At 39.7% G+C, this 26,389-nt stretch carries 21 protein-coding genes; 1 reads left to right on the top strand and 20 read right to left on the bottom strand.

All coding sequences use genetic code 11. The annotated features are described in order from the left end of the window. Window positions 1-601: 601 nt before the first annotated feature. From MKY15_RS16010 to MKY15_RS15940, 15 genes are all read right to left on the bottom strand, one after another. Entirely contained in the window at window positions 602-1,930 is a 1,329-nt protein-coding gene (locus tag MKY15_RS16010; RefSeq protein WP_187047443.1) for an MATE family efflux transporter, read from the bottom strand. A 115-nt stretch (window positions 1,931-2,045) separates the two neighbouring features. After that, complete coding sequence (locus tag MKY15_RS16005; RefSeq protein WP_067208035.1) at window positions 2,046-2,600, bottom strand: TetR/AcrR family transcriptional regulator; 555 nt, start codon at window positions 2,598-2,600, stop codon at window positions 2,046-2,048. A gap of 123 nt (window positions 2,601-2,723) precedes the next feature. Beyond that, on the bottom strand, window positions 2,724-3,173 hold the full coding sequence (locus MKY15_RS16000) for a GNAT family N-acetyltransferase (RefSeq protein ID WP_338656882.1): 450 nt from the start codon (window positions 3,171-3,173) through the stop codon (window positions 2,724-2,726). A 1,215-nt stretch (window positions 3,174-4,388) separates the two neighbouring features. Continuing rightward, complete coding sequence (chrA, locus tag MKY15_RS15995) at window positions 4,389-5,582, bottom strand: chromate efflux transporter (RefSeq protein WP_067208029.1); 1,194 nt, start codon at window positions 5,580-5,582, stop codon at window positions 4,389-4,391. A gap of 390 nt (window positions 5,583-5,972) precedes the next feature. Next, a complete protein-coding gene (locus MKY15_RS15990; protein ID WP_067208026.1) occupies window positions 5,973-6,302 on the bottom strand; it encodes a YolD-like family protein in 330 nt (109 codons plus the stop codon). Between the two features lie 10 nt (window positions 6,303-6,312). Beyond that, window positions 6,313-7,572 (bottom strand): UV damage repair protein UvrX, encoded by a 1,260-nt coding sequence (locus MKY15_RS15985; protein WP_187047440.1) that lies wholly within the window; start codon window positions 7,570-7,572, stop codon window positions 6,313-6,315. After that, window positions 7,569-7,790, bottom strand: a complete 222-nt coding sequence (locus tag MKY15_RS15980; protein WP_338652806.1) for a transcriptional regulator — start codon at window positions 7,788-7,790, stop codon at window positions 7,569-7,571. Before MKY15_RS15980 ends, MKY15_RS15985 begins: the two co-directional genes overlap by 4 nt. A gap of 116 nt (window positions 7,791-7,906) precedes the next feature. After that, window positions 7,907-8,977, bottom strand: coding sequence for a D-xylose ABC transporter substrate-binding protein (gene xylF / locus MKY15_RS15975; RefSeq protein ID WP_067208018.1), 1,071 nt, complete (start codon window positions 8,975-8,977; stop codon window positions 7,907-7,909). A 14-nt stretch (window positions 8,978-8,991) separates the two neighbouring features. Continuing rightward, window positions 8,992-10,539 (bottom strand): response regulator, encoded by a 1,548-nt coding sequence (locus MKY15_RS15970; RefSeq protein WP_187047848.1) that lies wholly within the window; start codon window positions 10,537-10,539, stop codon window positions 8,992-8,994. Continuing rightward, window positions 10,517-11,980, bottom strand: a complete 1,464-nt coding sequence (locus MKY15_RS15965) for a histidine kinase (protein ID WP_340741891.1) — start codon at window positions 11,978-11,980, stop codon at window positions 10,517-10,519. The genes MKY15_RS15970 and MKY15_RS15965 overlap by 23 nt, the downstream gene beginning before the upstream one ends. After that, window positions 11,977-12,957 (bottom strand): substrate-binding domain-containing protein, encoded by a 981-nt coding sequence (locus MKY15_RS15960; protein ID WP_340741890.1) that lies wholly within the window; start codon window positions 12,955-12,957, stop codon window positions 11,977-11,979. The genes MKY15_RS15965 and MKY15_RS15960 overlap by 4 nt, the downstream gene beginning before the upstream one ends. A gap of 125 nt (window positions 12,958-13,082) precedes the next feature. After that, entirely contained in the window at window positions 13,083-14,258 is a 1,176-nt protein-coding gene (locus tag MKY15_RS15955; protein WP_067208008.1) for a sugar ABC transporter permease, read from the bottom strand. 11 nt (window positions 14,259-14,269) lie between these two features. Next, window positions 14,270-15,790, bottom strand: a complete 1,521-nt coding sequence (locus MKY15_RS15950; RefSeq protein WP_342537997.1) for a sugar ABC transporter ATP-binding protein — start codon at window positions 15,788-15,790, stop codon at window positions 14,270-14,272. Window positions 15,791-15,880: 90 nt separating this feature from the next. Then, on the bottom strand, window positions 15,881-16,987 hold the full coding sequence (locus MKY15_RS15945; RefSeq protein ID WP_067208002.1) for a sugar-binding protein: 1,107 nt from the start codon (window positions 16,985-16,987) through the stop codon (window positions 15,881-15,883). 338 nt (window positions 16,988-17,325) lie between these two features. Continuing rightward, a complete protein-coding gene (locus MKY15_RS15940; RefSeq protein ID WP_342537996.1) occupies window positions 17,326-18,882 on the bottom strand; it encodes an ABC-F family ATP-binding cassette domain-containing protein in 1,557 nt (518 codons plus the stop codon). A 309-nt stretch (window positions 18,883-19,191) separates the two neighbouring features. Between MKY15_RS15940 and MKY15_RS15935 the strand changes: the two genes are divergently transcribed. Continuing rightward, window positions 19,192-19,698: a DUF1456 family protein gene (locus MKY15_RS15935; RefSeq protein WP_342537995.1), complete on the top strand. Its 507-nt coding sequence runs from the start codon at window positions 19,192-19,194 to the stop codon at window positions 19,696-19,698. A gap of 778 nt (window positions 19,699-20,476) precedes the next feature. Here the strand turns inward: MKY15_RS15935 and MKY15_RS15930 are convergent. The 5 genes from MKY15_RS15930 to MKY15_RS15910 form a co-directional block, all read right to left on the bottom strand. Then, window positions 20,477-21,916 (bottom strand): deoxyribodipyrimidine photo-lyase, encoded by a 1,440-nt coding sequence (locus MKY15_RS15930; RefSeq protein ID WP_342537994.1) that lies wholly within the window; start codon window positions 21,914-21,916, stop codon window positions 20,477-20,479. 50 nt (window positions 21,917-21,966) lie between these two features. Further along, on the bottom strand, window positions 21,967-22,740 hold the full coding sequence (locus MKY15_RS15925; protein WP_340741887.1) for a DUF1295 domain-containing protein: 774 nt from the start codon (window positions 22,738-22,740) through the stop codon (window positions 21,967-21,969). 13 nt (window positions 22,741-22,753) lie between these two features. Continuing rightward, on the bottom strand, window positions 22,754-24,541 hold the full coding sequence (locus tag MKY15_RS15920; RefSeq protein ID WP_342537993.1) for a DegV family protein: 1,788 nt from the start codon (window positions 24,539-24,541) through the stop codon (window positions 22,754-22,756). Window positions 24,542-24,635: 94 nt separating this feature from the next. After that, window positions 24,636-25,307 carry an ABC transporter ATP-binding protein gene (locus tag MKY15_RS15915; protein WP_340741885.1) on the bottom strand — a complete coding sequence of 224 codons (672 nt, stop codon included), beginning with the start codon at window positions 25,305-25,307 and terminating at the stop codon, window positions 24,636-24,638. Window positions 25,308-25,310: 3 nt separating this feature from the next. Beyond that, window positions 25,311-26,378 carry an ABC transporter permease gene (locus tag MKY15_RS15910; RefSeq protein ID WP_340741884.1) on the bottom strand — a complete coding sequence of 356 codons (1,068 nt, stop codon included), beginning with the start codon at window positions 26,376-26,378 and terminating at the stop codon, window positions 25,311-25,313. Window positions 26,379-26,389 lie beyond the last annotated feature (11 nt).

Genomic DNA, 26,389 nt, shown 5'->3' with positions numbered 1-26,389 from the left:
CAGACCAATCACTTAGTCTGCACTACTTTTTTTATATTTATCCCCCAATACCTTCTAGATATGTTAAACAAATGAATACGGCGTATGCGCTTTACAAGGGATTTTAGGAGGCCACTGAAAAATCCCTAGTAAGTTGGAATGAATTAGTATTACCACTAATACCGCTTCGACGCTTTGTGGATGCCTCCCGCGATAAGCCAGAAAGAAGACCACTTGGGAGGGATTGAACTGCATCCCTCCTTAGTCTTATTGCTCCGGCTACCACGAAGACGCGCCTGCGCTGGATGGTCTATGTGAGAAAGAGCATTTCATTAGCTGTGATGAAAACTGCAATCTGGAATGTGTCTTTCTTGAATAGAATTAGTAGCGAAAAATAAACACATTATAATCTTGGCATATACATCTCAAAATCATATTTCTCTCGATAATGAATATCCTAGCGCAGGCGCGGCAAAGGGGTCGCCGAAGCGCTAAGCGTTCTACAATCCACACCCCGAATTACACCTCTCTTATTATTGAGCGCCACGGCAGATTCAATAGGATTCTTTAATTCAACATATATAGGTTATTTCTCTTACAACATTCCTTATAAAGTCACATCTCAATTGTTCCATTTTTTGTGGTAATAATAAATTGTCATCAGAACGATGAATTCCGATATTGGTATAGCGAGCCAGACACCTGTTAATCCAAATAGTCGTGGCATGATGGCGAGCAAGATTAGCAAAACAACAATTTCCCTTGCTGCAGTAATCCACGTTGCCATTCGGATCTGTCCGATGGATTGATAATACGTCATCATGACAAAGTTTGTGCCCATAAAAAGATAGGCGATAAAGAACAGTTTAATACCCGGAACCGCAATTTTCATTACTTCTTCTGGAAAATCGCCGAACAAACTTGCAATTGGAGCGGCTGCAAATTGGCCGACAAGCAGAAAGAAGATGCCGGCCCCGAGTGCTGTCCCAATAGCCATACGAACAGTCTTTTTCATCTTGATTTCGCTACCTGCCCCACGGTAATAGCTAATCAGCGGTTGAATCGCCGCACCCATACCTAAAAATAACAGCAACATAACACTGTGAACATAATTCAATATCGTAAATGCAGACACGCCTGCGGTTCCAGCGAGGTATTCAAACGTAATATTATGCGAGATTGTAAAGACCGAAAATCCAACTTCCGCAAGAAAACTCGGAAATCCAATCACTAATATTAATAGAAAAAGCTTTCGATTGAACTTAAAGCGAACAAAACGCAAATTACTTTTCTTTCTGAAAAAATGCGTGCTCAATATGACAAGCCCCACAAATGCACCAATGACCGTTGCCGCTGCAGCACCCTCTACACCATAATCAAGTATGAATAAAAACACATAATTCAATCCGATATTGACGACTGCCGTAGCAACAAGTGCAATCATTGATAAGTTCGGTCCACCGTCATTTCGCACCAAAATACTGAATGCATTTTCAACAGTGAAGATGAATCCAAATAGCAACATGACCTTCATATAACCTGCAGTGTACTGAAATGTGTCGGCATTCGCGCCCAATAAATACGCAAGTTCCGTCCTAAAAACAAAGGCAGTAAGCCCGACAATCAGCGTTAAAATAAATATAGAGACAATGGCATGTGAAAAAATAACACGCGCCTTATCAGGTCGTTTAGCTCCCATCATTGCGGAATAACGGGTCGCTGCACCAATTCCAATCCACAGTGACATCGCGACAAAAACCGTATAAACTGGCGCTGCAATCCCTACCCCGGCAAGAGCGACTGGGCCTAAGCGATTGCCTACCATAATTCCGTCGATCACAATATTGACAGCCATCAGTAGCATCCCAACCATCGACGGGATTAAATACCTCAAAAAAGATTTCCCAACAGATTCCGTATCTAAGCGATTTACTACTTGTTCCTTTTTCATTACCAATTCAATTCCTTATCTTTTGTCGTTCCATAAAACACGGAAACGATTTTAGTTTTTATAGTTTCGTCAGTCAAAAAAATAGACTGGCAGTTAAAATGCCAGTAAGCTCACCTTATTTTTCCTTCACCATACCTGTCAATAACACATCCACAATCGCCCCGTACGCTTCCGTAACTGAAATACTATGTTCTAAAAAAAATTGTCGGTCGAGCGTTGCATTCGAAGCTTCAATAATCAATTTCATCAGCAGATCGATATTTCGATCCACAATAATACCTGTTCGGATCCCTTCTTCAAGAAGACCCTTTAAATCATCCCACTGATGCAACTCACGGTTCACCCGTTCCCACTGTACAGGGTAAGTCCGTTTTAATTGGTTCAGAATCCGGAGATCGTAAAACTCATTGTATTTTGGCATGACGACAATCGCCTTACGGATTTTTTCTAACAGCGTAAGTTCTGGATTGTCAATTATACGCCGTGTTTGTTCATCGAACTCAACGAGCGTCATATCTATAATTGAGTCAAGGATATCTACCTTAGATGAAAAATTTTCATATAACGTCCGCTTGCTAATTCCAAGACGCTTTGCCAAATCATCCATCGTGAACTTAATGCCATTATTTCGCGTTTCTTCAATAAATGCATTTCTGATTCTTGTTTTCAATTTTCGACCTCCCCAGAAACTAATAATCCGTTTGTAGTTTTACCAGTTTCATTATACAACCTCTGTGAGATGAATGTCTACAGAGTTAAGTAGGTCAAGTTCTAAACGATAAACCAAAAAACATTATAAACTTTTCACCATTAGCTTTTCATTATTACTATCCACTTCACCATTGAACTTAAAGCCAAATTTCTGATACAAGTGAAGTGCTCCTTGATTATCGGCAATGATGCTTAAATAGATTTCATTGCAACTATATTCTTGTTCTAACCGTTGAATTAATGCGCTTAACATAATGCTTCCTAATCCAAGACCTTGATATTTAGAATCGATTAAAAACCGATCCAGCCACACTCGTCCATTTATTCCTTCATCGGGAAAAAATCCATACATAGCAAAACCAACTAAATTCTTTTCCCAATAAAGCCCTACTGGTTGAAAGTTGCTGCATACCTTTGCCTCATCTAAACATTGTTGCGGCGTTTCAATAAAAGACTGTTGTTTTTCATTAATACGCAGTTTTAGAATATCGTTTATATTGTCTTTTGTAACTTCATTTATAATTACTGTCATCATTTTTCCTTTCATATTTAAAGACTAGATTTATATAAGAATATACAACTAATAATGGCCGTCTAACACTTTAACATCTATATATGTTGAACAAATGAATACGGCGTATACGCTTTACATGGGCATTTGGAAGGCCACTGAAAAAGTCCCAATACTTAGAACTAATTAGAATCCCCCCAATACCGCTTGGACGCTTTGTGGATGCCTCCCGCGATAAGCCAGAAAGAAGACCGCTTTCAGTCTTATCGCTCCGGCTACCACGAAGTCGCGCCTTCGCTGGATGGTCTATGTGAGAAAGAGCATTTCATTATCTGCGATGAAATCTGCAACCTGAAGTGTGTCTTTCTTGAATAGAATTAGTAGCAAAAATAATCACCTTACAATCTCGGCATATACATCTCAAAATCACATTTCTCTCGATAATGAACAACCTAGCGCAGGCGTGGCAAAGGCATCCCCAAAGCGCCAAGCGTTCTACTATCCACACCCCGAATTAAGAGGAAACTGAAAAAGTTCTTTTATATAGTAAGAACTAGTTGATTGTAGTGAAGAGCGGCGACTCCAGCGGGAACAGCGCGAGCTGAAGACCCCGCAGGAACGCAGTGACGAGGAGGCTGAAGCCGTGCCCGCGGAAAGCGTCCGCTCGGAACGGAAATCAACGGGATTGAAGGATATCGTACTTTTTCAGTGCCCCCCGAATTACAACTCTCCTTATTGAGCGCCATAGTAGATTCAATGGGATTCTTTAATTCAACGTATATAGTATTCTGTATTGCCTGTCACAGCATTATTAACGATTCGATCTCTTCTAATGCTCACATTCATTATCTTAGCAATATAGCTTTCGCCGAAATAAAAATTCCATTGAACTCGAGGTGGCGCCTTCATTCAGTTTATTTAGGTATTCATGTGTTCAACATATATACCAACCTTTTTCACACTCTAAATTCATAACTGATGCAAATGTAGGAGATAAATCTTCTTCCCTAATTTTTAATATGCTCGATTCCTTCTTTAAATGCATTTAAATTTCTTGTTTTCAACTTCAACTATCAAGAAAACTAAAAAACCCATTTTAGTTTTCTTGGTTTTATTGTACACCATCTGTGTGATGAATGTCTATCGAGTTAGATTGAAATGATAAAATGACAATAATAGTAGAAATAAAATAAACGTCACACCTGAGGAAAAACCCCATGCGTGACGTTATTTATTTCATAATAGTGTCAGTAATGAACCACCGATAGCTCCTGTAACTACAATAATCCAAGGTGGAAGCTTCCAAAAGGCAAGCATACTAAACAATAGGGCAGCTAAAGCAAAATCAATAGGCGCTAAAATGGAACTCGTCCAAATAGGAAAATAAAAAGCGGCTATTAATATCCCTATAACTGCTGCATTTACGCCCATGATGGCTCCTTTAATTTTAGGATTGCTTCGTAAACTATCCCAAAAAGGGAGTGCACCGAGAATAAGCAGGAATGCAGGTAGGAATACTGCAAACGTAGCTACTAAACCACCTTGCCAGCCCTTCATTACCGTTCCTAAATAAGCTGCAAATGTAAATAAAGGGCCTGGTACTGCTTGTGTAGCACCATAACCAGCTAAGAATGATTCTTCGCTTATCCATCCAGTTGGTACAAATTCCTGTTCTAGTAAAGGTAAGACGACATGACCGCCACCAAAAACTAAAGCACCTGACCGATAAAAACTATCGAACATAGCTACCCAGTAGGATCCAGTTACTTCCCTGATTACGGGTAACAAAAAGAGTAACCCGAAAAATAGCAGTAAACAGATCACAGAAACACTCTTAGCGATTGGAAATTGCGAACTCACTTCATCATTTTCTTTGTGTTGCTTGAACAGAATGAACCCCAAAAATGCAGCGATTACAATGACGCCTACTTGAGCAAAAGCTGTTTGCAAAAAAAGAGTACCTATTAGTGCGAATAGAGCAATGGATTTCCTTGTTAAATCCGGTGTCAAATTTTTAGCCATTCCGATAATAGCATGCGCAACTACCGCCACTGCTACAATTTTCAAGCCATGTATCCATCCAGCATTTCCGACGTCACCCCCTGTGAGCAACAAGGCAAATAAAATAAGTGCAATAACTGAAGGCATTGTGAACCCAATGAAGGATATAATTCCACCCAAAACGCCCGCCCGCATAACACCTATACCAATACCTACTTGACTACTAGCTGGGCCAGGTAAGAACTGAGCTAAAGCAACTAAATCTGCATAGCTTTTTTCATCCATCCATTTTCTTCTTCGTACATATTCTTCATGAAAATACCCCAAATGAGCTGTTGGCCCACCAAAGGAGGTCAATCCAAGTCGTGTTGAAACTAAAAATAGTTCCAAAAGTGATTTTAATCCCCTATTTGATTTAGCTTTTTTCATATTGACTCCTCTTAATACTTTATCTTCTATGCCACTATTCCCTTAATATCGATATTGTTTTGCAACAAGACAAATATACCATTTCAAATAATACATTCAAGATGTAATCAAGAAGCTTTACATACTCTTAACATGTTTTCACGATTAATGTCCGCTATTTTCTTTTCCTGCGATTAACACCATCCAGATACGACACGATACCGACCACTGAAAAGGACGGACTTTCTTGTTTGAATTAGTCCGGAATGCCTCTTACTGTTTATTGGTCGATAAAGTTAACCATTTCAACTCTCAAAAAACCATTATACCCCATTAATTAACCTCCAAAATAAATAGTATCCCTTAACATAGGGATACTATTATCAGTTTTAAATTGGCGTTATTGTCTCTCTACTCCATGCTTTGCACATTTGTAATAGCAGCTACCCGTATTATTTCTGTACCGAGCGGATTCTTTAATTCAATGCACAGCTCCCTCAAATCGATGTCTTCAACTATCCCATGATGTTGAATAATTCGTCCACTATCCCAGGTTTTAATTAGCGTTTCACATTGCCTCTTATACGCTAATTCAAGCTCTTCTTGAATCGATTGAAGATCCCACTCGTTTAGTTCCGGTCTTTCAGTGTAATTATCCTGATCCATCCATTTTCGTAACTCCCTTACATGCTCCGACAGCATCATCGCTGTCCATTTAATATTTCCTCGGTCCCTAATCATAGTACAACTCCTATCCCTGATGACCGCCAACTAATGTAGATCTCTTAATAGATGTCCCTGCATTTGTGAGTGATACCGCCCTTAATATAGCGTTATCCCCATAACGAGTACGAATAGTATCCATTGTTGTACCTAGCTTCCGTACTTGCCATTTTTTCGTATCAAATAAACTTAATTGCATTGAACGCTCATCTTCTAACTTCGTAATCGAAACGGTGACTTGCCGCACGGCTTGATTGCCATGATTTTCATTCAACAATTCTTTGCAAACGTTATAAATTTTCATTGTGTCGTTTGTGGCTTCCACAATAGTACGAGAACGACGAAATCCACCTCCAAAAGCATTTTTACTATATCCGATACCGAGCGATATAGTGCGTCCGGCCTTGTATTCTTCCCTTACTCTTCTGGCGATATCCTCGCACATCTCTAACAAGACCACGTTTACTTCTTCCCGCAAATTATAATCTCGCATAAGTATTTGACTCTTCCCATAGCTAACCTGGCCTTCAAGAATTGGTGCACCCATCTTGGAGAGGTCTATTCCCCACGCATGATGGAATAACTGATTGCCCATTACTCCAAACTTTTTTTCAAGCCTTTGTAAATCGGCATTGGCCAAATCACCAACTGAAAATATCCCCATATTGTTTAAATTTTTTTCCGTTTGACGACCAATCCCCCACATTTCACTTAATGGAGAAATTGGCCATAATTTCCCCGCTACATCCTCAAAGGTCCATTTTGCAAAGCCTGTATCCTTTGCCTCTAGATCTAGTGCAAGCTTTGCCATTAACATGTTTGGTCCCATGCCGACCGTTGAAGGTAAGCCTAGCGTCGCAACTATTTCCTGTTGAATAACTTTAACAGTTTGCACTGGGTCGCCCCACAACTTTTCGGTTCCAGTTAGATCAATAAAGCTTTCATCTACACTGTAGACATGAATCGCTTCAGCCGGAACGTATTTATGAAGTAGGCATGTAATAGCCATCGACATTTCTAGAAAATAACTCATTTTTGGATTGAATAGCCTAATGTCAGGGTGTTGTGGAATTTCGTACAAACGAGAACCTGTTTTAACGCGAAATCTTTTTTTCATTGGAGGCGATGCCGCGAGCACAACAGACCCTTTTCTTTCAAGATTCCCAACGACCGCAATCGGCACCTTTTGTACATCTAAGCTATACAACGAAGCCATACAACTAGCATAAAAACTCACCATATCAATACAGGCGATGTGCCGATTTGGAAATTTACCGTAGTCAATCATACAACAATCCGCTCTCTTGAAGTAACGGGAACGAGTGCAAGGATAGTGTCGATTTTAAATGTACAATCGGATTTTGGTGAATAGCGATTGGCCCTAAATAAGACATCACCTACTTGTAGTATTTTAATGCTTCGCTTGCCTATCGCATCGTCTTTCACCGCGGATATCATATCTGAGACGTGATTCCATTCCATTGACTTAATCAACTCAACACGCACACTCGTTCCCTCCTCTTTTAGTCATCATATAGAATACACGTTCGTATTGCAATGAAAAATAAACACTTAGCAAGAGTTACCAAAAATGGTCTCTCGCTAAGTGTTGGACACCCGATTTACTTCGATGTTACTTGATACACATCTTTAAATGAATGAAATCCATCGAAAATCACCGTACTATCTAGGTTGTGTTCATTTACAGCGATTGGTGTTAGCAGCACGGAAGGAACTTCGATCTTCCCATTATTAACTTTCTGTTCAGCAGATACTTTCTCACCTTTTGCCATCGCAACCGCTAATTTCGCCATTTCCTGTGTAAGCATCTTGATTGGTTTATAGACTGTCATCGTTTGTGTTCCAGTAACAATTCGCTGCACTCCTGCCAAATCCGCATCCTGTCCGGCAACTGGTACTTGACCTGCTAGTCCAACAGCCGAAAGTGCTTGAATAACACCACCTGCCGTGGCATCATTCGCAGCAATTACCGCATCAATCTGCTTGTTCGTTGTCCGAAGAGCTTCTTCCATATTGGCTTGTGCATTCACTGGAGTCCAATCCTTCGTCCACTGATCATAGACAATCTTAATATCACCTCGTTCAATATAGGGACGCAGCACATTGAACACACCTTTTTTCAATAAATGTGCATTGTTATCGGTAATCGCACCACCAATAAAGACGTAATTCCCCTTCGGTACGAGAGCAGTGATGGCTTTCGCCTGCATTTCGCCCACTTGTTCATTATCAAAAGAAACATATAGATCGAGATCCGCATTTTTGACGAGTCTATCATAGGCAATTACTTGGATATCTGCAAGATGCGCCTTGTGAACAATCGCGGCTGTTGCCTCAGCATTATGTGGGACAATTACCAAAAGGTCGATCCCGCTTTGAATGAGCGCCTCTGCCTGTGAAATTTGAAGCGCATCATCTCCATTCGCAGCGACAATCTCGATTTCGGCTCCTAATGCTTCAACGGCTTCTTTAAACAAATCACGGTCTCTCAGCCATCGTTCTTCAAGTAGTGTGTCCATCGAAAATCCAATACGGATTGGACTGTCGATTGCACTAAAAGGTATCGTTTCTTCTAACTCAACGGTCTCCAATGTCTGCTTTGGTATAGCTATACAAGTAACTAGTATCAAAATCATTCCCAATAGCCATACGATTATAGCCTTTCGTTTCATCTACTTGCCCCCTATCAGACTTCGACTTTTTTACTCATTAACGTTTTTCGGTACTCCTTCGGGGACACTCCACACATTTTCTTGAACACCTTACTGAAATAATTCGGCTCATGATAACCGACCTCAAACGTAATTTCTTTTAGGCTTCGCTCTGGATCATTCAATAGCTTCTTTGCTTTTTCAATTCGGCACTCCGTCAGAAAATCGATGTAGTTAATGCCCAACTTCTCTTTGAACATTTTACTAATATAAATCGGGCTTAAATCGACTTTTTGCGCGAGAATGTTCAGTGAAATATCTTTATGTGAATGCTCACTGATAAATTGTTTAATTTGATGTATCTTATCAGCCTCCACTCGTTCGTAATGTGCCTCATAGGCAGCATTCATCCGTTCGAGTAGCAGTAGCGTCTCCGTACGCAATTGTCGATAGTCCTGTGCTTGAAACGAAAAAAATGGGGCATTCGCTTCCATTCCCATTTCATCCATCACTCTGTTCGCAATCCAAAGCAACTCAAGCATTCGTTGTTGCGTGTAAATTAGTGAATTCCCCTCATTCTCATGTTGTTGTATCAAATCCAATATCCCAGAGCGAATGGATACCCAGTCCCCTAAACGAATTTGGTCAAAAAAGTCTTTCTGCTGCTGCTTGATAACCTGATTATCTGTCTCTAAACTGAGCACTGGAGCGTCAGCATAAAACCGACTCTTGACCGCTAGCGTTGTATCCATAGTCGCAATAAGCGCTTCTTGATACGACTGACGAATCTCGTCTAATGGTTCGCAAACCTGACCAATCCCAATAAACCAGTCTAAGCTCATTTGTTCCTTAGCCAACGATAAAATCGCTTTGGCTAATGTCATTGCTTGCGAACGAAAGGATTTCTCTGGATCACGAAACACAATGATGGGTAGCTGCCGTCCATATAACGCACCTACCCAAGCATTTCCCGCTTCACGCACCTTTTCCTTAATCCTCACATAATAGTGTTCTGCTCCCTCTGGCAACAACACTACTACTACAAACTTTTCATGAGTAGAGCGAATATCTAGCATCTCGACAAGCATATCAATATGAACTTCATGAACATGATCAAATAATAGCTGTGTCACGATATCTGTTTCCACTAATGTCAACGCCTTTTGCCACTTTTCATGCTGCATTTGGCTCGTAGCCTCTGCAATACGTTCTAGCCTGCATTCCTCTAATACTCTCCCTACCGTTGCAACAATCTCACTTGCTCTACTGGGTTTCAGTAAGTAATCCTTCACACCGAGCTTGAGCGCTTGTCTCGCATAATCGAACATATCAAAGGCCGTCACCATAACAAATTTGATAGTAGAATGCTTATCTTGAATCTTTTCTAAGGCTTCAAGTCCTGTCATACCAGGCATCTTAATATCCATTAAGACCAAATCTGGTTGAATTGTATCTGCTAATTCTATTGCTACTTCCCCATTTCTTGCTTGGTAAATGGAAAGTTCAGGGAACGCTTTTTGTAAGATTGCCTGCATCCCTTCTCGCTCAATCGGTTCATCATCAACGATTAGAAGCTTCATCATCATTTCCCTCTTCCCTGGCCCTTGGAATTTGTATGACCACCTTTGTCCCCCGACCTTCTCTACTTTCAATCGTGACCAAATCCTCTATTCCATAGAATAAATGCAATCTTTTCACCACATTTTGAAAGCCTATTCCTGTAGAATGTCCTTCGATTGGTATAATGTGCCCCTTCAGCAACTGTTCCACTTTCTTTGGGGACATCCCTTGTCCACTATCCTCGATTTCAATGATGACCCATGGACCGTCATTCTTAATCCTAAACCAAATAACGCCTCCATCCTGCTCCGGCTCAATAGCATGAATTACCGCATTTTCAATGATGGGTTGAAGGGTTAGTCCCGGAATTTTTACATCTAAGCACGATTCGTTGATGTCAGATTTAAATTGTAAGCGATCCGTAAAACGAGCCTTTTGGATTTCCATATACTGATTCAAAACGACTACTTCTTCATACACCGTCACAGAGCGGTCAATCCGCTTCAAATTATAACGTAGCAAGCCGGCTACACTGACTATAAGATCGCTCGTCTCCTCCGCACCATCTAAATACGCCTTTTTCGACAATGTGTTTAATGTGTTGAATAAAAAATGTGGATTTATCTGGTTCTGCAAGCTTCTAAATTGACTCTCCTTCAATAACAACTTACTTTGCTGAAGCTCATGCTCGAGCTGTGCCTTTTGTTGAATTTCTACTATTAAATCATTAATGTTTACACGCATCTCATCAAAGGTCTTTGCTAAAAAGGCTATCTCATCATTAGACTTCACTTCAATCTGTTGATTAAAACTACCTTGAGACAATGCGTTAGCAGCCTTCGTGAGCTGATGAATCGGCCGCGTAATACTAAGTGAAAACCAGTAGATAGCCAAAAGTAACACAGCAGTAATCAATAGCAACAGCCAGATTCCTAGCTTTTTCAACTCCTCCGATTGCTTGATAATACCTCGATAAAACCGGTTAGAGGTCTTCAGCTCTCGGTCTAAAATCGTTAAGGTCATTTCAGATATGTACATAGAAATACGGTTTGCTTCATTAAATTCGTTCGTCGACCCTTCCATTTCTTGCTCCTCTGAAAACATAATGGAGCGATTCGTCGTCTCAATAAGACTATCGATTAAATGAATATAGTTGGTTATTGAAAATGCATTTTCCACATTCCGCAACTCCGCTACATCCTGTTGTACCTCCTCAATAACGGCTACGCTTTTCTCTATCTGTTGCTTATGATTAGCTGTTGGGTCAAGTAAATAGTTATTTAAGTTGGTAATTATTTGCTGACTTGCTGTTGTTACTTCATTCATCCGCAAATAGCGTTGTAAAATATCATTGGATTTTTCCTGAGTTTTCTGATTATAAGATGTAAGCGTCAACCAAATAATTCCCATTATCAGCAACACAACGGAAACGAGTATCCAAATCTTTTTTTGAATCGTCATCATAGTTCTTCACCTTCCGCGTCAACCATGCGCGTTTCAGTGAGGTAACCATTTGAATCGAGCGGGACGGTCTCGCCAGAAATCCACTCCATCAACCGCTTAACACTCTCGCTGCCCATCGCTTCTGGCTTTTGCTCCAAAATTCCATCGATCTTGCCTTGCTCTAAGAGGGCAGTTAATCCAACGCCGTCATCGAAGGTATAAATATAATACGGCTCTACTTGAGTACGTCTTCCGATCTCTTGAATCATTGGACCTGTATAATTTGCATTGATGGCTATAAATGCAGTGACTCGCGGTACTTCATTCATCAGCTGTTGCGTCGTTGTCATTACTTGTTCCTTTGCATCTGCCGTTCCTTTAACAATCATTTCGATGTCTGGATAGCCACCCAATACATTCTGGATACCGGCTAAACGTTCTTTTTGATAATATGCTTGCTCTTGATCACCAAGTATAATCACTTCTCCTGTGGTGCCCATTTCTTTTATCAATTGACGAGCAACCATTTGTCCTGCCCCAAATTGATCTGAACCAACATATGTTTTTCGCAAGCTCTCTTCCACTGGTACATCATTAGCGATGGTAATGATAGGAATCCCATAAAAAGCCGCCTTAACCTTTGTCAGTTCTTTAAATTCTTCATTATCTAGCCCCTGAACGATAATACCATTCACCTTAGAATGAATCGCAATCTCCATTGTCTTCAAAAAATCATCTTGGTTATTTCCATAGCTTCCCCACACTTCAAGCTGAACATTTTCTTCTTGTGCCTGCTTCAATGCCCCTTGGCCAACCTTATTCCAAAATGGAGTATCAAGCTCTTGGGTAATGAGCACGAGACGAATAGATTCCGGGGAAATGGGGAGGTTAGCTGGCCTATCACTAGTTAAACGATACGCTTTAGTTGCGGATACAATAGTCAAATAGCTAAAAATCATAATGAGTGCGACAAGTATTAAAACAACTTTTTTCCGCATATCCCTTCCCCTTTCCTAAAGCTTGTTTCTTTCATCTTATCAACCTGTCTAGGAATTAACAATGTCTTACAAAACGACATCAGGCACCCTACAAATAGGGTGCCCAGTTATTCTACTATTCTCTTTTAACCCCGTTGCTTCCGTGTCATGACGTCAAAGATTACCGCTCCAGCTAAAACACCACCGCGAATCATATATTGATAGGAAATTCCTACACCTAGTAAGTTCATCCCACTCGATAACGAGGCCATCACGATGGCTCCGATAATAGCACCTGTTACTTTACCGACACCACCTGCAGAAGATACTCCACCAACATATGCCGCTGCAATCGCGTCAAGCTCAAAGAGAGTTCCAGCTGTGGTCGTTGCCGATTGAAGCCGAGATGTAAATAGAATTCCTGATAACGCCGCGAGCATCCCCATGGAACCGAAGACGATATATGTAATCTTTTGTACATTGATCCCACTCAAATGCGCGGCCTCAGGATTACTACCGACTGCATAAATGTGACGACCGAGTACTGTTTTAGTCGTTAAGAAGTGATAAACTATGACAACGATTATTATAATGACAACCGTCCAAGAAAAACCGTTATAGCCAGCTAAAATCCAAGTAATGTAAGCAATAATCGCTGATATCAAAACAAGCTTTACACTAAATATCCCCTTAGACATTACATCAAAGCCATACGTCAATTTGTTACGACGATTGGCGATTTCATTGTATATATATAAAAGTACTCCGACAAACCCTACTAATAACGTCAGTAGATGCAAGCCATTAATTTGCATAATCGATGGAATAAATCCATTTCCAATCGCATTGAATTGTTCATCCCTAACAATAATCGTTCCCGTTTTTTCTGTAACCTGAAGGAGTGCACCACGGAAAATCAACATCCCCGCCAGCGTAGCAACGAATGATGGAATTCCAATTTTAGCAACTAATACCCCGTTAAATAATCCAATGATAGCACCTAAAATTAAAATCAGCGGAATAGTAATCCATACTGACAAGCCCATTTGCGTCAAGAAAATGGCTGTAATCGCACCTAGAAATCCTGCTAAAAAGCCCACCGATAAATCAATATGACGAATGACGATAACAAGGGTCATCCCAACCGCCAAAACCGCAATATAACCAGCGGAATCCAGTAAGTTACTTATGTTTCGAGAAGACATAAACAAGCCGTTCGTCATAATCGTAAATGTTAACAAAATAACGATTAACGCAATATACATCCCGTAATCTCGAATATTGGCTTTGACGAGCGCTTTAGTTTCTTTATAAAATCCCATCGTTATCCCTCCTATTGCGTCGCAAGTTCCATAATCGCCTCTTGTGTCGCTTCCTTCTTGGCCAGTTCTCCTTTGATCGAGCCATTTGCCATAACATAGATACGATCACTCATCCCTAGCACCTCACCAAGTTCAGAGGAGATCATAATAATACTCATACCTTCGTCAATCAACTGATTCATAATCGTATAAATTTCGAATTTCGCCCCAACATCGATTCCCCTTGTCGGTTCATCTAAGATCAAGATCTTAGGTCCAGTAAACAACCATTTCCCAAGCGATACTTTTTGTTGGTTTCCACCACTCAATTTGCCAACTATTTGCTCTAGTGAACTCGCTTTAATATACAACGAGTCTTTGTACTCTTTACCAACCTTCACTTCTTCATTTAAGTTGAGAATCCCCTTCGTCGAAATACCTTTCAGATGTGCCGCCGAGACATTACTCTTAATATCCTGTAATAAAAACAGTCCGTCTCCTTTTCGATCCTCCGTCACATACGCAATACCAGCCTTAATCGCATCACTTGTATGCTTCAGTACTTTTGGCGCCCCTTGAATTTCCAAATCCCCTTGTAACTTATAGTTTTTCGGATTCCCAAAAATGCTAAGAGCAAGTTCTGTACGACCGGACCCCATCAGACCAGCGATCCCAATAATCTCGCCTTTTTTTACGTGAAGATTGATGTTTTTCACAACATTTCTTCCTAGTTGCGTGTCATACGCTGACCAGTTATCCAATTTGAGGACAGTATCTCCGATTTTCTTATCAGGATGTTTCGGGTAAATGTCTTCGATTTCACGTCCTACCATATTTTTGATAATGACATTTTCCGCTACTTCCCCTTTACTTGCATCTAGCGTACAAATCGTCTTGCCGTCCCGCAAAATCGTTACTTTATCCGCTATCTCGATAACTTCCTTCAGCTTATGAGAAATCATAATGCAGCTAATTCCTTGGCTTTTTAATTCCTTTAGGAGTTTTAACAGATTTTCACTGTCATCTTCATTCAGTGCTGCCGTCGGCTCATCTAAAATCAGCAGATTTACATCTTTACTTAATGCTTTGGCAATTTCTACGAGCTGTTGTTTTCCTACACTTAATTCCCTAATCAGTGTTTCCGGCGTCACCTTCAGCTTTACTTTTTTCAGTATCTGCGTAGCTTGAACGATTGTTTGATTCCAATCAACGAACGGACCCTTTTTCACTTCATTGCCAGCAAATATATTTTCATAGACGGACAAATCCGGAAAAAGTGCCAACTCTTGATAAATGATGCCAATACCAGCCTTCACACTATCGCTAATCTCATTGAACTGTTGAACTTGATCTTCAAATACGATATCTCCGTCGTATGTGCCATATGGATAAACTCCACTCAACACTTTCATCAGCGTCGATTTTCCTGCACCATTCTCACCAACCAAACAATGAATTTCTCCTTTTCTCACTTTGAAATTCACGTTCGATAGGGCCTTGACTCCCGGGAACTCTTTAGATATGTCATTCATCTCTAAAATATATTCGCTCATTCTATCGCCTCCCTAACCCAAACAAAATAGAAATGGAGAAATAGTGATAGATTACACTATCACTATTTTCCATTTTCCAATGTGATACTTTTACTCTAAACCTGTGAATTCGCTTGCCTCGTAGTATTCAGAATCGATTAGCTCAGATTTCACGTTATCTTCATTCACCACGATTACGTCCGTTTGTTTCGCTTTAACTTCAACTGAACCATTATCATAAGAACCTGTTGTTTCTGGTGTATTGCCATCTAAGATTTCAACTGCCATACCCATCGCATCTTTCACCAGTGCACGAACGTCTTTGAATACCGTCATCGACTGTTTTCCGTCGATTATATATTGGATAGATGCTTTCTCTGCATCTTGCCCAGTCACAAAGTAACTTGAAATTACACTATCAGAAGCAAATACGTCTGCGATTGACCGAGCTGTTCCATCATTCGGAGCTAGAACTGCAACATCACCTTTTAAGTCGTCACCCGCAGCTGTTAAGTGTGTTTGCGCTTTGTTTTTCGCATCATTTGCATCCCAGTTCGTTGTAACTTGACCAATAATTTTTCCCAGTTGGTCGCGCGAAAGTTCGGCTGAATCTTTTAACCCCTCTGCTTCACTTGAGTTAGCAATTTTAAAGGTACCATCTGCAATTTTCGGTTGAAGCACTTTCCAGGCCCCTTCGAAGAATAAAAATGCGTTGTTATCTGAAGCCGCACCTGCATAAAGGTAAAGAGGAACGTCAGACCCCTGTGCATTGTCCACTAAATACTGTGCTTGTGCAGCACCTACTGCTAAACTATCGAATGTTACATAATAATCTACTGCATCCGTATCTGTAATTAAACGGTCATACGCAATAACAGTTACACCCTCTTTTTTCGCTGCTTCTACTGCAGATGCAGCTGCCGCACCATCATGAGGAGTGATAATTAATACCTTGATGCCTTTATTTAATAATGCCTCTACATTTTCTTTCTCTTTCGCTGAAGATCCTTGACTAAATAGAATTTCCGTTGAATAATCTGAATCTGCTAATGCATCCTTGAAACGTTGCTCATCCTGTACCCATCGAGGTTCATCCTTCGTCGGTAATACGATACCTACGTCAACCGAACTACCTCCGTCATTGTTACATCCAGCTGCGACGAGTGCGAACACCATCAAGATTGCCAAAAATGTTAACCCCTTAAATTTCTTAATCATTTTTTTACCCCTCTCTTTTCGAATAAAAAGTATTTACTACTTAATCATAAACTCTGAAAATTCAATATGAAAGCGCTATCAATAGCATTTTTTCAACATTTACTATACTTTTTTAGCTTTTCGATGAAAGAGGAGTTTTTCAGCTAGTAAAAGGGGCGGAATAAAATCGTTTATGCAAAATGAGATTAGCATTCGACCAGTACTATTTTATATGTGCAAATGGAGGGCTATCAAAAATAACCAAACAAAAATCTCCCACCAATTCGCAAATTGTGAGAGACTTTTGTTTGGTTCATTATTCTATTCGAATTAATTTCAACTACCTAAGTTCAAGCCACTCAAAACATCTTGGTCGTCCAATTTTCGCCGTTCCAAACATCAGTTACAAGGCCTTCATAAAAATCAGGTTCATGAGAAATAAGTAGCACGCTGCCTTTGTATTCCTTTAAGGCACGTTTCAATTCCTCTTTCGCGTCTCTATCAAGGTGATTTGTCGGTTCGTCAAGGACGAGCAAATTTGTTTCGCGGTTAAGCAGTTTACAAAGACGTACTTTCGCCTTTTCTCCACCACTTAGCACCTTCACCTTACTCTCAATATGTTTGGTCGTTAATCCACATCGTGCAAGGGCTGCACGTACTTCGTATTGTGTGAAATGCGGGAAAGCTTCCCATACTTCTTCAAGACAAGTATTGTTGTTTTCCGACTTGGCTTCCTGTTCGAAGTACCCGATTTCCAGATGGTCACCACGAGTAACAGAACCGGCAAGTGCAGGGATTTCTCCTAGAATGCTCTTTAAGAGAGTTGTTTTCCCAATACCATTCGCACCAGACAAAGCGATTTTCTGCCCACGTTCCATCGTAAGATCCAAGGCATTTGACAACGGTTCATCATAGCCAATCACAAGTTCCTTTGTTTCGAACAGATATTTCCCCGGGGTCCGTGCCTGTTTAAAGGAGAATTGTGGCTTCGGCTTTTCAGCATCTAATTCGATGACATCCATCTTGTCCAGCTTCTTCTGGCGAGACATGGCCATTTTACTCGTCGCTGCATTCGCTTTGTTACGTGCCACGAAGTCTTTAAGGTTTGAAATTTCCTTCTGTTGCTTTTTGTAGGCGGCTTCCACCTGTTGCTTCTTCATTTCATGCACACGTAAAAATTCATCATAATCCCCAGAATATCGAGTGATCTGCTGATTTTCCATATGGTAGATAAGCTGAATAACACTATTCAAGAAGGGTATATCATGGGAAATCAATATGAAAGCATTCGCATAGTTCTGCAAATAATTGCGTAGCCAGTCAATATGCTCAACATCCAAATAGTTCGTCGGCTCATCAAGAAGAAGAATGTCCGGTTTTTCCAATAATAACTTACCAAGCAACACTTTTGTCCGCTGCCCTCCACTCAAATCATGAACGTCCCGATCTAGACCAAATTCATTTAATCCTAGTCCGTTCGCTACTTCATCGACTTTGGAATCGACGATATAAAAATCATTGTTCGTCAATTCTTCCTGCATCTGACCCGTCTCCTCAAGAAGGGACTCCAGTTCATCTGCATCGACCTCAGCCATCTTGGCAAAGAGCGCATTCATTTCTGTCTCCTGGTCATAAAGATATTGAAAAGCGGTCCGCAGCACATCACGAATGCTCATCCCTTGTTTTAACGCGACGTGTTGATCCAAATACCCGACCCGCACCCGCTTCGCCCAACTTACCGTTCCCGCATCTGGCTCTAGCTTACGCGTAATAATGTTCATGAACGTCGACTTACCTTCGCCATTGGCACCGATTAAGCCGATATGCTCTCCTTGCAATAACCGAAAAGAGACGTCTTCGAAAATCGCACGATCACCGAAGCCGTGACTTAAATTTGCTACAGTCAATAAACTCATATGTTTTACACCTGTTCCTTCACTAAGAATAATTCTTCAAAATTTAAAACTGTCCACAACCGGGACCCATATTCCGTTTCTACTATATTATATAGGGATTTCATTGATGAGGAAAGCTATGATTTCACACTCACCTTACCCTGAATTTTTAATGCGGATAGGAATTCGTCTATTTTAAAGTCTGATATAACAAAAAAAAGGTTAAACTAATTTTATGTGCTATTATTAAGTTAACTTTGATTGCCTTTTTCCACTTTAAAAATGATGATTCAATTACGTAAATAGTACAATTTCACTGGAGGTTTATACATGAATAATAATGATATATTAATTAGACTACGATATGCTCTCGATATAAAAGACTCGGTTATGGTAGAGATATTTAAACTTGGCGGCGTTGAAGTAACACAAGAAGAAGTGTCAATGATGCTCATTAAGTCAAATGACAATTATCATGATGAAGCTGAAAATGAAGGATCCATAAAGTGTAGTAATAGTATGTTAGATTCATTTTTAAATGGCTTTATTATTTTTAAAAGAGGGCAACAAGATCCAAAAACGGGACAAGCAGAAAAACCAGCACTGTCTATAAAAAATTATGAAAGTGTTAATAATATCCTTCTAAAAAAAGTGAAAATAGCACTAGCATTAACAAGTGATGATATGCTCGAAATATTAGCAGAAGCAGGAGTCGTTATTACAAAAGGTGAATTAGGTGCTGTATTAAGAAAAGAAGGACACAAGAATTATAAAGAGTGCCTTGACAGATACGCAAGGAATTTCTTAAAAGGATTAGCTATAAGATATAGAGAATAAAGGACCGTCCGCATTAATAACTGCAGCTTCAATTATTCAGCAGGGGTGCAGTTCATAAATAGGATTTTGTTTAAAATGGACCGCAATTCAACTGGCCCACGGTTTAAAGTACTTACAAGCCCTTTTCTAGCGGCATCGGCCACACTGTTGCTTGATGTTTCATTACAAGTGAATTGAAAATAGAAAAAACACCACTCAGATTTGAATGGTGTTTTTTTATATTCGGATACCAGAGAGTCATCCTAATATCCATTATCCTTTCCCGTGAATAACATAATCACCTACTGGGCGCTACTTGTATAGTTGCATTTTCCGATTGCGTTGGTTGAATGGCTTCTAAACAATTACCGGGATGTCTGTCTGTGTAGAGATGCGACTTTATCGCATCTCTACACAGTTTTTTCGGTAATCGTCTGGTGGCCCTTCATCCGCCCTGCTCCAAATGCATAAGTATTCGTAGTGCAGAAAATTTTTTTGACTAAAGAATAGCTGACATCTAAGCTAGAGAAAAACCGCCAAAGATGCAATTTTGGCGGCTGAAGCTTTCTATATGGTTTTCCCCTTTTTTAGTAAAGAAGTGTCACTTTCTATAAGGTATCACATGATTAGGAGCATACTTTTTGCTAAACAGTATTACCTCTCGCCACACTCGGTCCCCACAGTAAATCTATCCTGAATAGTTAGTCGAAAGCGGGCCGAAAATAGTGCAGTGAAAATGAAATTCATCAAGCCCGACTCACCAGTATTTTTGCAAATAAATGGTTAATCAACGGACGTGTTATGATTTATTTTTAACTTGCGCATAGGCTTCTAACGCACGGATTCTGGCAAGTGAATGATCGATGATTGGGAGCGGATACGTTTTTCCGAGTACGATACCGGATTCATGTAGTAAATTTGTGGGTGCTTTCCAGGGTTCATGGATATACTTTGAAGAAATTACAGCAAGTTCAGGAACCCATTTTCGGATATATAGTCCTTCCGGATCAAACTTCTGACTTTGAAGAACTGGATTGAATATCCGGAAGTACGGCGCCGCATCGATCCCTGACCCAGCGACCCACTGCCAACCCATTGCATTGTTAGCCGCATCAAAATCAATTAGCGTGTCCTTGAACCAGCTAGATCCTTCTACCCAGGATATGAGTAAATGTTTAACTAAAAATGAGGCGACAACCATTCGAACCCGATTATGGATTACACCCGTCTGCCATAATTCTCGCATTCCCGCATCGACTAGAGGATAACCCGTCAAACCTTTTTGCCATTTAGCAAATTCTTCATTAGAACCCTGCCAAGGAAATGCTGTGAATTTTTCACGTAAAGGGACTTGTAGCACTTCCGGAAAATGAATGAGCTGGTGATATGCGAACTCACGCCATACTAACTGCCTCAAAAAGGCATCGATGGATGATTGCATGTACTCTCCTGTTTCCGTTTCGTTCAGCCGCTTAGCTGAATACCAAATTGCTCTAACACTTATTTCTCCCCAGGCTAAATGGGGCGACAATAATGAAACCGAATCTGAAGAGGGGATATCACGCCCCTCAACGTATCGGCTGAGGCCATCATCGGTAAATTTTTCCCATCTCGTAATAGCGCCCTTTTCACCTGGCTCCCAGTGCGGATGGAACTTTTCATTCCAGCGATTCACTGGTAACAAATCAAGTTCTTCCACTTGTAGAGACGGAAGAACTTGATTGAATGGATTAATGTCAACTGGAATAGGAAGCGGACGATTAACAGACTCCCCCATCGTCCTTTTCCAAAAAGCTGTAAACACTTTATAAGGTTCATTCTTTTGATTCAGTAAATCACCAGGTACGAAGAGTAGATTTGAAGGAAATGAACGAACTTCCATCCCATTAGAAAACAGGTTTTGAGTAATCGCGTTATCTCTTCTAATAATAGATGGCTCATATCTTTCACCCAAAAAAACAGCATCTGCTTTTGTTTGTTTACAAAGTAAAGAAAGCTCTTTTAAACTGCTACCTCGTCTAAAAATGAGGGATAAACCAATTGATTCTAGCTTTTTTTTCAACGCTATCAATGAATGATGAAGCCACCATTGCCCTACTAAGTTTGAGGTGTTTTCATGCTCTTCTTCTTCCGACCAGATAAAAACAGGAATAATCATTCCTTGCTGGGCTGCTTCCCACAAAGCGGGGTTGTCATGTACTCGTAAATCTTTTCTAAACCAGACAATTATTTTTTTCAACTACATCTCATCCTTCAAATCAGTTATCCGTAGTATGTCCAATTTGCTTACTATTTTTTTGGAGGCATTGGTACAAATTTACTCGTTCGCATTGCATAGTCAGCGAATTCAGGATGATTCTTATATTTCTTTTCGAGCAAAGGTACTCCTGATACAAATAATAGAAGCAAAGTAATGATGATTGGACTAATTATTCCTATCCATCCATTAGGTGAAGAGAAGGCGATTAGAAAAATTCCCCACCACATGGTTGCTTCTCCAAAATAATTAGGATGACGCGTATACTTCCATAAACCATACTTCATCAACTTCCCTTTATTCTCAGGTTTTTTAATGAAAGATTTCAACTGATTATCTCCTACGACTTCAAAGAAAAATCCGATTATCCAAACTATCAATCCAATATAATCCAGCGTTCCAAGACCTTTTGTAGAAGATACATTTGTCAGTAAAATAGGTTGCGCAATGATAAATAGCAATACTAACTGGAGTACATATACATTTAGAAATATTTTTAAATAGACAAAATTAGTTCCCCATCTTTTCCTCATATTAACATAGCGGTAATCCTCAGGCTTATTCCAATTTCTTTTGAATAAGTAATACGCTAACCGTACTCCCCAAATAATAGTTAAAATTGTTATGAGAGTTGCGCGATCAGTTTGGAACCCTCCAGCAAAGTAACTAAAAATTGCCGCTATGACAAATCCAAGTCCCCATGCAATATCGACTAGACCGTTGTTTTTCTTTTTCTGAGCAACCAGAAAAAAAATGAAGAAAAATAGTAACAAGGTAATGAACGTACCCAAATAAATAGCTGACATCATAAAACCTCCTTTATTCTGTTGTCAATGCAATTGCAACACATCCCACACCCGCATTCATAGCTACAATTGAAGATATTTCAGTGATGTATTCAGGTGTTCTTCCTATAAGAGGCGAGAAAATTTGTTCATATTCATTCGCCCGATCAATCGCATTTGCATGAACGATTGAATAACTGACAATCTTTTTCGTACGAGTAATTTCCCTTACCAAAGCTTGCATTTTTTTAGTATTAGCTTTCACACTAAGTGCTTTACCAATAACTATGCCATCTCCAGTGTTATTAATGGATACAAGAGGTTTTAAATTCAGCATTTTAGCAGCAAGACCTGTATATTTTTTAATGCGTCCTGAACGAACCATGTACTTCAACGTATCAACGCTCACAAAGATTTTTGTTTTCTTGATTGTATCGTTAATTATTTCAATTACATTCGTAAATTCTACGTCTTTCTCAATCGCTTCAGCAGCCTTTAAAACAACTAGACCTTGTCCGCCTGAGTTTAACATCGAATCTATTACCGCAATTTTTGCACCGGTGCTTTTAATTTTCTTCGCTGCATTGACAATCGTATCGTATGTTCCGCTCATTTTATTAGAGACGGTAATCACAATGATTGATTCATAGTAAGGCACTATAGAATTCAAATAACTTTCTACTGCTTTTACAGTAGGTTGTGAAGATGTCGGATATTTTTTGGCATCATCCATTGATTCATACAAATAAGAAGGACTAATTGTCAATTTGTCTAAATAACTATTATCACCTATAAGTAGATTCAAAGGAATCATATGGATTTGGTGCTTGTCCATTAAATCTTTTGGTAAGTCAGCAATTGAATCTGTAACTAGCGCAATTTTATGTTTCCTACTATGAACAGTTTCAAATTGTCTAAGCATATCATCTGCTTTTTGCTGAATAATCATTCCAAATTCTCTTAGTCTATCAAACAGTATCTCAGGATGGTTTGTATGGATATGAATCTTGACCTTCTCCGGACTTCCTGCGACAATCAGCGACTCTCCTAGATCTAATAGATTATTTCTCAACATTTCCAAATCTATCTGCTCGCCTTTTATAAGCGCCTCCGTACAATATCTGTGACTTGGTTTTGTATTCTCATTCGAATGAAGTCCACTATCCTTAAATTCCACGTCAGCAGATACGTAGTCTGTTTCTTCAACCTCTACTTTCAAAAAGTAATTAGTTATACCTTCAAGAAAACAAACAAATCCTTTTCCACCGGCGTCTACCACTGAAGCATCTCTTAATACTTTAAGCTGCTTACGCGTGGATTGTAGTGATTGGGTGGCGGCTTCCAGCGAGATGGTAAATAGTTGAGAAAAGTCGGTTACACGATCTTTTAGTAAACGAAGAGAGTTACTCCAATCTTTCATAACCGAAATAATTGTTCCTTCTACTGGATTGGAGATTGATTTGTATGCATAGAGTACCGCACTTTCTACTGCTTCAGAAAAACCAGATAACGTTATCTCCTTTTCATCGTCCAATCCTAGATGAAGTCCATTCAGAAACTGCGCAAAAATAATACCAGAATTCCCTCTCGCACCTGTTAATGCCGCATCTGCAATCGATCCTATTGTTTCTTTTGCAGAGCCTTTCATTTGTGTTTCTTCAATAATATTTTGCATCGTAAATGTTAAGTTTGTTCCGGTATCACCGTCAGCTACTGGAAACACATTTATTCTATTAAGTTCATTCTTATGTTTAATAACCCTATTTGCGCCTGAGACAAAAGCATAATATAGCTTCTCACTGTCCAAGTGTTTACTGTTCATTTGATTTCACCACCTTTTCAAGATTCTTTCTACATAATTCATTTTCTATGTATGGAGAAGGGTGCCTTAACCATTAGTAAGGCACCAGACTTCTTTATTTTTCTTGCACAAGTACACCGTCTGTCATTTTGAATACCTTGTCGCAATAGTCTACGAGACGTATATCATGTGTGACGACAATGGTCGTTGTGTTTTTGTTCTTTGTTTCGTTTTTCAGTAGTTCCATAACTTCATAGGCACGATCTGAGTCAAGAGATGCTGTTGGTTCATCAGCTAAAATAATGGAAGGGTTACTGTATAACGCTTTGGCAATTGCCACACGCTGACGTTCTCCGCCAGACAAGTCTGCAGGGTATTTAGTTCGTAAATCCCCAATACCCAAGTCATCATATAACTCTTCTAATTGTTTTTTCGTCATATTTTCTTTCTTAACTTGGTCCAATAGTTTTAACTGATTGGCGACTGTTAAAAATGGAACTAGATTCGATGCTTGTAGAATGAACCCAATTTCCTTCAACCGAATCTTTGAACGCTCTTTCTCATTTAAATCCGCTAGATTCTTATCATTTATGACCACAGACCCTGAAGTGGGTGTAAGAAGCCCGCCGACAATTGTTAGAAATGTGCTTTTACCGGAACCAGACGGACCGATAATAGCTATCAGCTCACCCCTGTCTGCAGTAAAATTTGTTTCCTTCATTGCTTCTATTTCTTTATGGCCACTGCCGAATGTCTTTTTCACTTGTTTTAATTCTAAAACTACCATCATTTACCCTCCTATTGCTTTCAATGGATCGATTCGAACAATTGTAAGAACTGAGAACACCGCACCCAATATCGCAACTCCTATTAGTACGAGTCCGTAGATGACCATTGTTACAAGATCGAATGCTACTGGTACCGCACTTGGTAGAAATGAACCGGTGATTAACGTCAATCCGAAACCTACTGCCACACCAATCGCAGCTAATATAAATGTTTGTGCAATGACTGAACGTGACAGATAGTTATTAGAAATACCTTGAGCTTTCATGACGCCAAACATACTGATTTTTTGGACGGTCAATACGTAAAGGAAAATTGCAACAATGACCGCTGAAATACCAAACAAGAAATAAATCATGAAGTTTAATGTTAAACTCTGTTCCGTGTACCCTGGTAAACTCCGTATAAATGTTTCAATTTCAATGGATTCCAATGAATCATTTTTCATGTCAGCAATTGGTTCATCCCCGCGAACAACAATTCCACTTATACTTTCCTTATTTGCTTCGGCTGCTTCACCGAATTTCACTGATTGGAAAGTAGACAAATCTCCATATAGCACTGGAGCCGCATTAAATCTTGCATTGTCTGTGAAACCTACAATAGTTAATATTTCGTCAGATGATGATAATTGCAGTTCATCGTCTACTTTAAATCCATCTTCTTTTAATGCATCACTGGCGATAACTTCATTGCCTTCTGCAAATTCTTTGCCTTCCGTCACATTCGGCATAATGAATTCATCTTTGTTTATCCCAAAAATAGATACGTTCGTCTTATTATCACCATTGCCGGCAACTGCATTTATTTGACCGATTACGGCAATTTCTTCAGCATCGATTTCATTTGCATCTTGAATTGTTAATGAAGATTGGTACATGCTCTTATCCGATTCCTCTGTCAAAATGATTTCTGTTGCTTTCCATTTATCAACTGATTCACGATTCAGATTTTCTAAGCCTGTAGCAAGTCCCGATAGAAAGAACACTAAGTATGATACGAGCATTAGAACACCAATGATCAACGTAAAGCGTAATTTGTTTTTCTTAATTTCATTTAAAGCTAAAAACATTTCTTCACATC

It is taken from the genome of Sporosarcina sp. FSL K6-1540 (genome assembly GCF_038620285.1).
Classification (GTDB): domain Bacteria; phylum Bacillota; class Bacilli; order Bacillales_A; family Planococcaceae; genus Sporosarcina; species Sporosarcina psychrophila.
Note: the sequence above shows the minus strand (reverse complement) of the source record. Positions and strands in the feature narration are given on the sequence as shown.